The sequence below is a fragment of the Ralstonia insidiosa genome (assembly GCF_008801405.1).
Lineage (GTDB): Bacteria > Pseudomonadota > Gammaproteobacteria > Burkholderiales > Burkholderiaceae > Ralstonia > Ralstonia insidiosa.
On the sequence record NZ_VZPV01000001.1, the window covers coordinates 276369 to 289662 of the forward strand.

The 13294-nt window shown below is 64.8% G+C and carries 13 protein-coding genes; 3 read left to right on the top strand and 10 right to left on the bottom strand.

The genetic code is table 11. The annotated features are described in order from the left end of the window. The first annotated feature begins 66 nt into the window (after positions 1 to 66). Entirely contained in the window at positions 67 to 1128 is a 1062-nt protein-coding gene (gene pstS / locus F7R11_RS01315; protein WP_064805711.1) for a phosphate ABC transporter substrate-binding protein PstS, read from the top strand. A gap of 194 nt (positions 1129 to 1322) precedes the next feature. Further along, positions 1323 to 1526: a DUF3562 domain-containing protein gene (locus F7R11_RS01320; RefSeq protein WP_021197171.1), complete on the top strand. Its 204-nt coding sequence runs from the start codon at positions 1323 to 1325 to the stop codon at positions 1524 to 1526. 7 nt (positions 1527 to 1533) lie between these two features. On the opposite strand, the gene F7R11_RS01325 is transcribed toward F7R11_RS01320, so the two are convergent. The 4 genes from F7R11_RS01325 to F7R11_RS01340 all read right to left on the bottom strand — a co-directional run bounded on the left by F7R11_RS01325 (position 1534) and on the right by F7R11_RS01340 (position 4588). After that, positions 1534 to 2481, bottom strand: a complete 948-nt coding sequence (locus tag F7R11_RS01325; protein ID WP_064805713.1) for an alpha/beta hydrolase — start codon at positions 2479 to 2481, stop codon at positions 1534 to 1536. Positions 2482 to 2547: 66 nt separating this feature from the next. After that, positions 2548 to 2955: a hydroxyisourate hydrolase gene (uraH, locus tag F7R11_RS01330; RefSeq protein ID WP_064805715.1), complete on the bottom strand. Its 408-nt coding sequence runs from the start codon at positions 2953 to 2955 to the stop codon at positions 2548 to 2550. Positions 2956 to 3029: 74 nt separating this feature from the next. After that, positions 3030 to 3491, bottom strand: a complete 462-nt coding sequence (locus F7R11_RS01335; protein WP_064806493.1) for a CoA-binding protein — start codon at positions 3489 to 3491, stop codon at positions 3030 to 3032. A 20-nt stretch (positions 3492 to 3511) separates the two neighbouring features. Further along, on the bottom strand, positions 3512 to 4588 hold the full coding sequence (locus F7R11_RS01340) for an RsiV family protein (RefSeq protein WP_231973125.1): 1077 nt from the start codon (positions 4586 to 4588) through the stop codon (positions 3512 to 3514). A 661-nt stretch (positions 4589 to 5249) separates the two neighbouring features. On the opposite strand from F7R11_RS01340, the gene F7R11_RS01345 reads away from it, so the two are divergent. Then, entirely contained in the window at positions 5250 to 7601 is a 2352-nt protein-coding gene (locus F7R11_RS01345; RefSeq protein ID WP_064805719.1) for a DUF6600 domain-containing protein, read from the top strand. 99 nt (positions 7602 to 7700) lie between these two features. Here F7R11_RS01345 and F7R11_RS01350 read toward each other — a convergent pair whose 3' ends face one another. The 6 genes from F7R11_RS01350 to F7R11_RS01375 form a co-directional block, all read right to left on the bottom strand. Continuing rightward, entirely contained in the window at positions 7701 to 8117 is a 417-nt protein-coding gene (locus F7R11_RS01350) for a F0F1 ATP synthase subunit epsilon (protein ID WP_021197165.1), read from the bottom strand. Positions 8118 to 8206: 89 nt separating this feature from the next. Beyond that, positions 8207 to 9610: a F0F1 ATP synthase subunit beta gene (atpD, locus tag F7R11_RS01355; RefSeq protein WP_037012562.1), complete on the bottom strand. Its 1404-nt coding sequence runs from the start codon at positions 9608 to 9610 to the stop codon at positions 8207 to 8209. Between the two features lie 42 nt (positions 9611 to 9652). Further along, positions 9653 to 10528: a F0F1 ATP synthase subunit gamma gene (atpG, locus tag F7R11_RS01360; protein ID WP_064805722.1), complete on the bottom strand. Its 876-nt coding sequence runs from the start codon at positions 10526 to 10528 to the stop codon at positions 9653 to 9655. Between the two features lie 77 nt (positions 10529 to 10605). Further along, complete coding sequence (gene atpA / locus F7R11_RS01365) at positions 10606 to 12147, bottom strand: F0F1 ATP synthase subunit alpha (protein WP_021197162.1); 1542 nt, start codon at positions 12145 to 12147, stop codon at positions 10606 to 10608. Between the two features lie 62 nt (positions 12148 to 12209). Next, positions 12210 to 12746, bottom strand: coding sequence for a F0F1 ATP synthase subunit delta (locus tag F7R11_RS01370; protein ID WP_048935664.1), 537 nt, complete (start codon positions 12744 to 12746; stop codon positions 12210 to 12212). A gap of 2 nt (positions 12747 to 12748) precedes the next feature. Beyond that, positions 12749 to 13219, bottom strand: a complete 471-nt coding sequence (locus F7R11_RS01375; protein ID WP_013210897.1) for a F0F1 ATP synthase subunit B — start codon at positions 13217 to 13219, stop codon at positions 12749 to 12751. Between the last annotated feature and the right edge of the window lie 75 nt (positions 13220 to 13294).

Genomic DNA, 13294 nt, shown 5'->3' on the forward strand with positions numbered 1-13294 from the left:
GCCGCACTGCAGCACGCGCATCGCTACAATTTCAGGCTTCGCATTCCGCTGCCCGCAGGTCGTCTCATGTTCAAGCACGCTGTTCTGGCCCTGGCCGTTGTCGCCGCAGGCTTTTCCGCTCTCGCTCGCGCTGAGGTTCGTGGAGCGGGGTCGACCGCTGCTGCGCCGGTCTATCGCGTCTGGTCGGCGGGGTATGCCGCGTCGTCGGGCATCACGCTCAACTACGACGCCGTGGGCTCGGGCGAGGGCATCAAGCGTATCCGCGCAGGTTCGGTGGATTTCGGTGCGTCGGACGTGCCGCTGTCTTCCGCCGATGCGGCCAAGGCGGGCCTGGTGTGCGTGCCGTCGGTGGTGACGGGCGCGGTGCCGTTCATCAACGTGCCGGGCGTGGCGCGCGGCCAGCTCAAGCTGACGGGCGAAGTGCTGGCCCAGATCTTCCTGGGCAAGATCGATAGCTGGGACGCGCCCGAACTGCGCACGCTGAACCCCGGCGTGGCGCTGCCCAAACTGAAGATCCGCCTCGTAGTGCGCGCCGATGGTTCGGGCACCACATACCACTTCACCGATTACCTGAGCGCCGTCAGCCCCGACTGGAAGACCACCTACGGCACCAAGTCGACCATCGCCTGGCCGGCGGACTACCTTGGCGTCAAAGGCAGCGGCGACGTGGTCAAGACTGTGCAGGCGACGCCTGGCGCCATCGGCTATGTCGACTACAACTACATCCTCGACAACGATCTGAACGCCGTGCAGTTGCGCAACGCCGCCGGCCGCTTCGTGAGCGCACAGGTCAATGGCTTCCGCGAGGCCGTGGTGCAGAGCGCCTGGAACCGCAAGGGTGAGTTCACCGCGCCGCTGGTCAACCTGCCGGGTGCAGAGACCTGGCCGATCACCATGGGCACCTTCATCGTGGTACCGGCGGTGAGCCAGTCCGGCCCGCGCACGCTGGCGGCGTTGAAGTTTCTGACGTGGGGCTACTTCCACGGCGACGAGCTGGCCGCCAAGGCCAAATTCGTACCGCTGCCCGAGCGCGTTCAGGCGATTGCGTATCGTGAGCTGGCACGCATTACCGATGCGTCGGGTGCCGCCATCGGCCTGCAGAGCATGCCCGCAAACTGGGGCAAATAAGCGGTAAATGCGTCTTGCCGGTGCAGTCTTTGCACTGGCAACGGCATCGCAGTAGCACCATTTTGATGCTGCGCAGACAGCGCGCTGAAAGCTTTGCAACAGGGCTGGATTGTTCCTGCGCGTTACCTATAGTGGTCACTCGTCGCGCGAACCAGCCGCGCATGTCACTGCCACAGCAACGACGGGGAACCGCAATGGGCACCGCCATCGCAGACCAGGACGAACAGATCGACAAGATCGCACACGACACCGGTGCACCTGCTGATCTCGTCCGCGTTCAGTACCAGGAAACCATGCGCGCATTGTCGGCGGACGCCAGCGTGCACGACTACCTCTCGCTGTTCGTCACACGGCGCGTACTGGCGGCGTTCCGCCCGCGTCGCGCACCACAACGCTAGTCCCTGCTTATTCCTCGCTGATCATCCCGACGAATGCGTGCGCCGCGCGGCGCATCCATTCGCGTGCGCGCTCGACGTCGGGTTGCATGCGCGCAAAGCCGTGCGTCATACCTGACGCTTCAATGGTGATGACCTGCGCGCCGTGCTGCACGAGGTAGTCGGCGTAGTGCAGGCCGTCGTCGCGCAGCACGTCGTGTGCGGCCACGATGACCACCGTGTCGGGCGGCGTGTATTTCGGCGGCTGCGCCATCAGGTAGATGCGCCCGTCCTGCTCAGCCAACGACTTGGTCAGCGCTTCAGCACCGATGAACTTCTCCCAGTACCAGCGCATATCGTCGCGCGTGAGGCCAGGCCCTTGCGCGAAGGCGTTGTAGCTCTCGCTGCCGAAGGCGGGTGTGCTCACCGGGTAGACCAGCAGCTGCGCGTTGACGAGGCCCGGGCGCACGCTTGCCGTAGCTTGCACGGCGAGATGCCCGCCCGCGCTATCCCCGCCCACGGCCAGAAAATCGGGATCGACCCCGAGGCTTGAGCGCTGCTCCGCCAGGTACACCAGCGCATCCCGCGCATCATCGGCCGGCACAGGAAACGGATGTTCAGGGGCAAGGCGATAGTCCACGCTCACGACCGCACAGCCGGTGTCCTGTGCGAGCAGCGCTGCCAGCATGCGGTGCGTCGTGCGCGGCGCGCCCACCACCCAGCCGCCGCCGTGAAACCACACCAGCATGCGCGGCGTGGCCACGTGCTTCGGCCGAAAGACGATCGCATCCAGCGTGCGGCCCGGCAGCGGCAGGCTCAGGTCGGATGCTTCAACGCTGTCCGGATCGGGTCGATCGGAGAGCGCGGCAATCGCCTCGAAGCGCTCGCGTTGGGCGGGGGCATCTTCGGGCGCAGGCAACGCGCCAAAGCGCTCGGCAACGCGTTGATAGAACTGCAGGATCTGCGGATCGACGGCCATGGTGCGGATGCTTCGTGCAAGTTTCGATGACCGTCGAAGTGTAGCGCGTGAGCTTCAACGCCCGCTTTAACTTCCACGGTACGTCGAGAAGCCGAACGGACTGAGCAGCAGCGGGATGTGATAGTGCTGCGCCGCGTCCTGCACGTGAAAGACGACGGGCACCTCGGGGAAGAACGTAGCCGTGTGATGCGCGCTGAAGTAATCGCCGGTATGGAAGGTCGCACGGTAGTCGCCAGCAGCAAGCGGCTGGTCCGCTTTCAGTAGCGTCTTGATGCGGCCGTCGGCATCGGTCGTGCCGCGGGCGATGGTGTGCCAGGCACCGCCCGTACGGGCCTCTAGCGTGACGCGCATGTCGGCTGCGGGTGTGCCGGTTTGCTGATCGAGCACGTGCACGCTCAGGCCGCCTTCAGCAGCAACCGCCAGGGACGATGCGGCGGCCAGGGCGATGGTCGAGATCCAGTGTCGGAATGGCATGGGGGCTCCTTGAAAGTTGGAGCCCAAAGCCTAGGTGAAACGCTCTCGGTTTACCGTCATAAATGGTGGCGCTTTCAGGCGCGCTCGCCGATACCGAGTCGCCAGTGCTCGATCTTGGTACAGCGGTCCTGCACCGCTGGAATGCCGGCGGCGCGCGCGACGGCCATTGCCTCATCGTTGACGATGCCCAGCTGCACCCAGATGCCGCCCACGCCCACGGCAATGGCTTCCTGCACAACGGGCAGCACCTGCTCTGCGCGGCGGAAGATGTCGACCAGGTCGATGCGCTGGCCGGCGGCTGCCAGTGTTGTTGCCGCTTCGGCCAGCGTGCCGTAGCACGGCTCGCCCAGCACGTCTTCACCAGCGTGCTGCGGGTTGACCGGCACGATGCGATAGCCGGCTTGCTGCAGATAGCGCGCCACGTCATAGCTCGGCCGCGTGGGGCGCGGTGAGAGACCCACCACGGCGATGGTCTTGCCGGACAGCAGCCGGCGCATGATGGCTTGTTCGTCGACGTAGGAAGGACTGGCGGACATGGCGAATGGATAGCGCGTGTTCAGGTAGTGGGCCGCTTGCACGCGGCACCCAGATCATCGACCCGCACGGCGGCACGGAACGCGCCCGATGAATACGGGCCCACTTCATACGGCCCGTAGTGCACGACGATGCGGTCTCCTTGGAGCGTAAACGGAAACGCCGGGTTACGCAGATCCTTCTCTTTGAGCACGCCGCGCGTGGCTTCGGGCGCGCCTTCGCGCTTGAGCGCATCGACGATCTGCGTATTGAAGCTTTGCAGGCAGGTGGGCGTCGGGTTCAGTACATCCGCCAGGGTGATCGGCTGGAAGCCCTGCGCGCCGCGTCGCCAGTTGCCCGCCGTGAAGCCGTAGTTGCCGTGCGCACCACCGCTGTACGCCCAGACCATGCGCAGCAGGCTCACCGTGTCGCCCAGGCCAACGGCGCTGATGCGGATGACGCATTCGGTGTCGTACTGATCGCAGCGGTTGATGCGCAGCGATTGCACCAGCGCATCAACAGCCGCATCGCCGGTCACGGGGTAGCGCTCGGTGATGGTGGCCTGGCCGGCGGTGCCGGTCACTTCGCGATAGCGCGCTACGCGCTTGAGCGTGAAGGGCTGACTGCGGCCGCCGTCGCTCCAAGTGCCGGTGGCGGCGGTGCCGTCGGCTGACAACGCGCCGGAGAGCGTACCGCCCTCGCGCACCATGGGCTGGCCGCTGGGGTCGAGAGCATCGGCGCGCTCACGCCACACGAAGCGGCGTTCGGGCGCGTTGCGGCCTTCGATGGTCCACATGGTGCGGCCTTGGGGGCGGTCATCGTAGGCATCGCCGGTGAGCGTGTCAGCGACCGGGTCCTTGTCCTGGTCACGCGCCTTGGGAGGCGGGTCGTACACGCTCAGCCAGACGTTCCAGCCGGGGTTGTCGGCTCCCTTGCCGACCGTGCCTTGCCAGAACGTGCCGGCGTGGCGTTCGCGTGGGTCCTGCGGTTTTGCAAGGGGGGTGGCTGGCGTGGAAGCAACAGGTGCAGAGGCGGCAGATGCACTTGCGGGCGCCGTAGACGGCGCAGAGGCCGCTTCGCCCGCGGCATGTGCCGAACCGACCGCGCAGACTGCCGCCATCAAGGTAACAAAAACGCCGCCTCCGGCCGATTTCCGTGCCGCCGAATGCGCCCAACAATGCACCGTCTGCCTGTGCATGCTTCCCTCCTATGACCCAACACCCCAGACGGGTCCGCACGTGGCAGGCCCGCCTATCCTCAAGCCCCGCGCCCCTGCGCGGCAGAGTCGTGGGACTGTGCAGGTGCAGCAGACGTTCCCCAGAACGTGCTTTCCAGCGCTTGTTGCACCACGCCAGGCGGGTTCTTACAGCACTTGCATTCGATTGCAATCCGACACATTTTGTTACGCCTTGTGGCCCCCTCGTCGCCCACAATGCCTCGGCACGCGACGTCTTTGTGTCCAATTGTTGTGCGCCAGCCGGGTTCTCTTCCCAGCAATGCGGCGCACACCAGACACGGCGGTTGCGCTGCGAGGTTACCCCTTCCTTTCGAATTGACCCCTCGAAGGGATTTCCCGTCCGCGCGGTGCTCCCCGGCCCGCGCGCTTTTTTTTGCCTGCGCACTTTGCGTAAGCACCCCCTCACGGGTGAGCACGGTCCGTGCCGCCGCATGGTCCCTCCCCCGATACACGCCCTTACAAAGCCAGGTCGACCCTTCGCCGCCTGCTGCGTTAAATGGAGACATCCACGCGGCACGTGCCGCCACAAAAACGAGGGCTCATCATGTCCACCACTCCATCCCGCCGTTCTCTCCGTCTCTCCGGTGTGCGGCTGCCGCACGTGTTGCGCGCCGTGGGTATTGCCGCGGTGCTGCTGGTCTGCGGGTCGCGCGCGGCGCTGGCCGCTGATCCGGCGTCGCGCGTTGCGCGGCTGTCTGACTTTTCGGGTGCGGTGAGCTTTGCGCCTGCCGGCTCCGACGACTGGGCCGGCGCCACCCTCAACCGCCCATTCACGACTGGCGACCGACTCTGGTCCGACCAGGGCAGCCGCAGCGAGCTGCACGTCGGCTCCACCGCGCTGCGCCTCGGCCAGAACACCGGCGCCACGCTGGTCGACCTGGATGATCGCAATACGCAAGTCAAGCTGACGCAGGGCGCCTTGTCGGTACGCGTGCGGGCGTTGCCGCCCGATCAGACCATCGAGATCGATACGCCGAACCTCGCCTTCACACCGCAGGCGCCGGGTGAGTACCGCCTCGACGTGGCTCCCGATGGCTCCAGCACCACCGTCACTGTCTGGCACGGTCAGGGCACGGCCTATGGCGACGATCGCTCGACCCCGCTGGGCGCTGGCCAGCAGATCCGCTTTGGCGGCACCGACCTGGCCGAGGCCGGTGGCATGGACAACCCCGGCCGCGACGGCTTCGACCGCTGGGCCGAATCGCGCGACGCGCGCGAAGATGCTTCAATCTCGGCCCGCTACGTCGGCCGCGAAATGACCGGCTACGAAGCCCTGGACGGCTACGGCTCATGGCGCGAGGAAGACGGCTACGGCGCCGTGTGGGTGCCGAGCGCGGTGCCAACCGGCTGGGCGCCGTATCGCACGGGCCACTGGGCATGGGTCGCACCGTGGGGCTGGACGTGGGTTGACGATCAGCCGTGGGGCTTCGCGCCGTTCCACTATGGCCGCTGGGCCTATGTGGGCGCGACGTGGTGCTGGGTTCCGGGGCCGGTGGTACCGCGTCCGGTGTATGCGCCGGCGCTGGTCGGTTTTGTGGGCGGTGGCGGTGGCGGCGGTGTGAGCTGGGGCATCAACATCTCGATCGGCTCGCCGGGCGTCGCGTGGTTCCCGCTGGCGCCAGGCGAGGCGTATCGCCCCGTGTATGCCGCCAGTCCCACCTACGTCACCAACATCAACAAGACGGTGGTGGTGAACAACGTCACGGTCAACAAGACGATCATCAACAACAACGTGACCAACATCACCAATGTGAACCGCGTCACGTATGTCAACGCCAACAACCCCGCCGCACTGACGGCCGTACCCGCCAAGACATTCGTGAGCGGCCAGCCGGTCGGCCCGGCGATGACGACACTGCGCCCCGAGCAGATGCGCGCGCAACTTGCGCATGCGCAGATTGTGTCAACGCCCGCGCTGGCACCGGTGAAGGCAAGCCTGGTGGGCGCGGCTGCCGCCAACGGTGCGCATCCGTTGCCGCCGGCACAGGTGTTCTCGCGGCAAGCCATTGCTGTGCGCGCACCGCAGGCGCCGGCGGGTGGGCACGATGCATTGGCCGAGCGCTTCCACGCCCAAGGCGGCACGTTGGCCGGCGCCGGCCCGGCGTGGACGGGCGGCAATGCCCCCGCGCACATCGCACCGGTACGTGGCCCCGCCAATGCCGGCGTGCAACCGATGCCGGTGGGTGCGCAGGCGGCTGGTCTGCGCCTCACGCGCGCCACACCGGCCAACATGCCGCATGGTGAAGGTGCGCCGCGCCCAGGCAACGAACCCAATGGCCCGCGCGGTGCCAACAACGAGCCGATGCCGGGGAATGCACAAGCCCCGCATGGCGCACAGCCGCCTGCGCCGCAAGCCTTCACGGCGCCGGGCACGACCACGCGCCCCGGACAACAACCCGGTGCACAGCCCCCGCAGGAGCAACGTCGTGGTGAGGAGCGCGCCGTCTTGCCCAAGCCCGCGCTGCCCCCGCAGTCGCCCACCGGGATGACGTCACGTCCGCAGCCGCAGGAAGGCATGCGCGGCGAGGAGCATCGTCCGGTGCAGGCGCAACAACCACAACCGCACCCCGCTGAAGTCATCCGGCCGACCGCACCCGCTCCGCAGGAACGCCCGCGCCCAGAGCCGCAAGCGCAACCGCGTCCTGAGCCGCGTCAGTCTGAGCAGCACTTCGAAGCGCCGCGCCCATCGGCACAGTCGCCGCGTCCGGTGGAAATTCACCCGTCGCAACCGCTGCCTCGGCCCGAACCGCGTCCGGAGTCGCCGCGTCCGCAGCCCCAGCCGCAACCTCAACCGCCGCACGTCGAGCATCATGAAGCCGCGCCCGCACAGCAGCCTCACCCACAAGGCCAAGGCGGCGGCCACAACGAGCAGCACCGTGAAGAGGACCACCGCTAAGCAGCAGTAAGTAGCGACAGGCAACAAAAAAGCAGCCCGTTTGGGCTGCTTTTTCTTGGGTCATACCGACCTGCCAGGCAGATCGGCAATCACCGGCGTTCAGCGCTTGCGACGCAGGCGCGCGATTGCGGCCAACTGCGCAGCGGCCACGGCCAGTTCACCTTGGGCACGAGCCAGATCGATGTCGCTGCTTTGGTTCTGCAGCGCCTCTTCGGCCGCACGCTTGGCTTCGTTCGCCTTGGCTTCGTCCAGGTCGTGACCGCGGATTGCGGTATCGGCCAGCACGGTCACCTTCTTCGGCTGCACTTCGAGAATGCCACCGGCAACGAACACGAACTCTTCGCCGCCATCTTCCTTCTCGATGCGCACGGCGCCCGGCTTGATGCGCGTGATCAGCGGCGTGTGACCGGGCAGAATGCCCAGCTCACCAGCCTCGCCCGGCAGCGCCACAAACTTGGCATTGCCGGAGAAGATCTCGTGCTCAGCGCTGACGACGTCTACATGAATGGTTGCCATCTCGATTCCTTTGCTCAGAAAAGCGGCTCTCCGAGAATGTCAGAAAGCCAGTACTGGCCCCGGCTTACGCACAGGGCCAGACATCGCTCTTACTGGAGCTTCTTGGCCTTCTCGAAGGCTTCGTCGATCGAGCCGACCATGTAGAACGCTTGTTCCGGCAGGTGATCGCACTCGCCGTCCACCAGCATCTTGAAGCCGCGGATGGTTTCCTTCAGCGGCACGTACTTGCCCGGCGAACCCGTGAACACTTCTGCCACGTGGAACGGCTGCGACAGGAAACGCTGGATCTTACGGGCGCGGCCCACAGCCAGCTTGTCTTCCGGCGACAGTTCGTCCATGCCCAGAATCGCGATGATGTCGCGCAGTTCCTTGTAGCGCTGCAGCGTCTTCTTCACGCGGTCGGCGACTTCGTAGTGCTCTTGGCCCACGACTTGCGGGTCGAGCTGACGCGAGGTCGAGTCGAGCGGATCCACTGCCGGGTAGATACCCAGTGCAGCGATGTCACGCGACAGCACGACGGTCGAGTCCAGGTGCAGGAAGGTCGTGGCCGGCGACGGGTCGGTCAAGTCATCGGCAGGCACGTACACGGCCTGGATCGACGTGATCGAGCCGGTCTTGGTCGACGTAATACGTTCCTGCAGCTTGCCCATTTCTTCAGCCAGCGTCGGCTGATAACCCACGGCCGAAGGCATACGGCCCAGCAGTGCCGACACTTCGGTACCGGCCAGCGTGTAGCGGTAGATGTTGTCGACGAAGAACAGGATGTCACGGCCTTCGTCGCGGAAGCGCTCGGCCATCGTCAGGCCGGTCAGCGCCACGCGCAGACGGTTGCCCGGCGGCTCGTTCATCTGGCCGAACACCATGGCCACCTTGTCGAGCACGTTGGAGTCCTTCATTTCGTGGTAGAAGTCGTTGCCCTCACGGGTACGCTCGCCCACGCCAGCAAACACCGACAAGCCCGAGTGCTGCTTGGCGATGTTGTTGATCAGCTCCATCATGTTCACGGTCTTGCCAACACCGGCGCCACCGAACAGACCCACCTTACCGCCCTTGGCGAACGGGCAGACCAGGTCGATCACCTTGATGCCGGTTTCCAGCAGGTCCACCGACGGCGACAGTTCGTCGAACTTCGGGGCCTTCTGGTGAATCGCACGCTTTTCGTCGCAGGCGATCGGGCCAGCTTCGTCGATCGGACGACCCAGCACGTCCATGATGCGGCCCAGCGTGCCGTGACCGACCGGCACCGAAATCGGCGCGCCGGTGGTGGCCACGCGCATGCCGCGACGCAGACCGTCGGACGAACCCAGTGCAATGGTACGCACCACGCCGTCACCCAGCTGTTGTTGCACTTCGAAGGTCAAGCCCTTCTCGGCGAACGAGGCTTCGTTGCTGTCATCCAGCACCAGCGCGTCGTAAACCTTCGGCATCGCGTCACGCGGGAACTGAATGTCCACCACGGCGCCGATGCACTGCACGATATTTCCGTTTGCGATACTCATTTGTATCTCCAATAACTTGATTCTTTGCCGTGGCTATCAGACTGCCGCTGCGCCGCTGACGATTTCGGACAGTTCCTTCGTGATCGCTGCCTGACGGGTCTTGTTGTAGACCAGTTGCAGTTCGCCGATCACGTTCTTCGCGTTGTCCGAAGCCGCCTTCATCGCCACCATCCGGGCCGATTGCTCGGAGGCCATGTTCTCGGCCACCGCCTGGTACACCAGCGCCTCGACGTAGCGGATCAGCAGCTCGTCGACCACCGTTTGTGCGTCCGGCTCGTAGATGTAGTCCCACGAGTAGGCTTGCTTCTCGGCGTCGGTCTGCGTCAGCTTGTCGGCCGTGAGCGGCAGCAGCTGCTCAACCACCGGCTCCTGCTTCATCGTGTTGATGAAGCGGGTGTACGCGAGGTACACGGCATCGATCTCGCCAGCGTTGAACGCGTCGAGCTGAACCTTGATCGCGCCGATCAGCTTTTCCAGATGCGGCGTGTCACCCAGGTGCACGACGTTCGAGACGACGTTCGCGCCAATACGGCCGAGGAACTGCATACCCTTGGTACCGATGGCCGTGGCCTGCGTCTCAATGCCCTTGCCCTGCTGCTCGCGCAGCTGGTTGGTGACGGCGCGCAGCACGTTGGTGTTCAAGCCACCGCACAGGCCCTTGTCCGTCGTCACCACGATCAGGCCGGCACGCTTGATGTCGCGCTCCACCATGAACGGGTGCTTGTACTCCGGATTGGCCAACGCCATGTGCGCAGCCACGTTGCGGATCTTCTCGGCGTACGGGCGGGCAGCACGCATCCGTTCCTGCGCCTTGCGCATCTTGGATGCGGCGACCATTTCCATCGCCTTGGTGATCTTGCGCGTGTTTTGCACGCTCTTGATCTTGGTGCGGATTTCTTTTGTTCCGGCCATTTCTTCCTCTCCGTTCAGTCCTGGCCACGCAGGCCGAATTTCTCAACCTCGTGTGGCCAGTTCCGGGAATGACGCGGTTAGAACGCGGCGGACTTCTTGAAATCCTCGATCGCGGCACGCAGGGCGGCCTCATCGTCCTTCGACAGATCCTTCGTATCTTCGATGCGGTTGATGAGATCGGCGTACTTCGTCTTCAGCGTGTCGTGCAGGCCCTTTTCGAAAGCCAGGATGTCCTTCACGTCCACGTTGTCGAGGAAGCCATTGTTGGCTGCGTACAGCGACGCGGCCAGCTGCCACACTTGCAGCGGCTGGTATTGCGGCTGCTTGAGCAGTTCGGTCACGCGGCGGCCGCGCTCGAGCTGCTTGCGGGTCGCTTCGTCCAGGTCGGAAGCGAACTGCGCGAACGCAGCCAGTTCACGGTACTGGGCCAAGTCGGTACGGATACCACCGGACAGCTTCTTGATGACCTTGGTCTGAGCGGCACCACCCACACGCGACACCGAGATACCGGCGTTGATAGCGGGGCGCACACCTGCGTTGAACAGGTCGGTTTCCAGGAAGATCTGGCCGTCGGTAATCGAGATCACGTTGGTCGGCACGAACGCGGACACGTCGCCGGCCTGCGTTTCGATCACGGGCAGTGCGGTCAGCGAACCGGTCTTGCCCTTGACTTCACCGTTGGTGATCTTTTCGATGTGGTCAGCGTTCACACGAGCGGCACGCTCCAGCAGACGCGAGTGCAGGTAGAACACGTCGCCCGGGTAGGCTTCACGGCCCGGCGGGCGGCGCAGCAGCAGCGAAACCTGACGGTAGGCCCAAGCTTGCTTGGTCAGATCGTCATACACGATCAGAGCATCTTCACCACGGTCGCGGAAGTATTCGCCCATCGTGCAGCCGGCGTAGGCCGACAGGTACTGCATGGCAGCGGAATCCGAAGCGGCAGCCGCCACCACGATCGTGTATTCCAGCGCGCCGTGCTCTTCGAGCTTGCGCACCACGTTGGCGATCGTCGAAGCCTTCTGGCCGATTGCCACGTACACGCAGAAGATGCCCTTGCCCTTCTGGTTGATGATGGCGTCGACTGCCACGGCGGTCTTGCCGGTCTGGCGGTCGCCAATGATCAGCTCACGCTGGCCACGGCCGATCGGCACCATCGCGTCGATCGACTTCAGACCGGTCTGCACCGGCTGGCTCACCGACTGACGTGCGATCACGCCCGGAGCGACCTTCTCGATCACGTCCGTCTTCTTGGCGTTGATCGGGCCCTTGCCGTCGATCGGCTGGCCCAGTGCGTTGACCACGCGGCCCAGCAGTTCCGGACCAACCGGCACTTCCAGAATGCGGCCCGTGCACTTGACTTCCTGGCCTTCGGAAATGTGCTCGTACTCACCCAGGATCACGGCGCCGACGGAGTCGCGCTCGAGGTTCAGCGCGAGGCCGAACGTGTTGCCCGGGAATTCCAGCATTTCGCCTTGCATCACGCCCGACAGGCCATGAATGCGGCAGATACCGTCCGTCACGGAGATGACCGTGCCGGTGTTCTTTGCGTCAGCGCCAGCCTTCAAGCCCTCGATACGGGTCTTGATCAGGTCGCTGATCTCGGAGGGGTTCAGTTGCATCGAATGCTCCTAATTCTTCAATCTGTTCGCGGGCAGTCTCATCGGCGCCTCGCGGAACAGCATTACGCGGCGGTCAGCGCAGACTGCATCTGCGTCAGGCGCGCGCGCACCGAGGTGTCGAGCACTTCGTCGCCAATCTGCACACGCACGCCGCCGATCAACGAAGGATCGACGCTTACGTGAGCCTGCAGCTTCTTGCCGAACTTGCGTTCGAGCGTGGCGACCAGTTCGGTCAGGGGCGCGCCCTCAAGCGGGAACGCACTGGTGATCTCGACGTCGGCGGCGCCTTCGCTGGCATTCCGCAGCACATGGAATTGCGCGGCAATTTCCGGCAGCAGCGACAGGCGCTTGTTGGCCACCAGCAGGCCAACCAGTTCCTTCGCCTCATGCGATACCGGAGATTTCAACGCCGACAGGAAGATCCCCGCCACATCGGCTTTGGAGAGCTTCGGATCATCGGCGACTGCCTTCATGTCGGGCACGGCGGCGACTTGCCCCATTTCCGACACGAGCTCAGACCATGCACCCAGATTGCCGGCCTTCGCTACGCGAAACAGCGCCTCTGCGTACGGACGGGCAACGGTTGCGAGTTCTGCCATGATTACAGCTCAGCCTTGAGTTGATTGAGCAGATCAGAGTGCACCTGCGCATTGACTTCACGCTTGAGGATCTGCTCGGCACCCTTCACAGCCAGCGTGGCAACCTGGTCACGCAGCGATTCACGCGCGCGCACGGTTTGCTGCTCGGCTTCGGCCTTGGCTTGCGCGATGATGCGTGCAGCTTCAGCTTGGGCGTTTTGCTTGATCTCGTCGGCGCTCATCTGGGCACGCTTTTCAGCGTCCGCGATGCGCTGCGCGCCTTCATTGCGCGCTTCGGTCAGTGCCTGCTCGACCCGCTTGTTGGCCAGCTCCAGCTCAGCCTTGCCCTTATCGGCAGCGGCCAGGCCATCGGCAATTTTCTTTGCGCGTTCGTCGAGCGCCTTCACCAGGGGCGGCCAAATGAACTTGGCAACAACCCACCACAGGATGAAGAACACGACCATCTGCGCAACGAGTGTGGCGTTCAGGTTCATGGTGTGTTCCTTTCGGTATTGAGACTACGGATCAATGCACGAAGCGGCGAGGGTCACGCAGAGCGTTCACCCAAG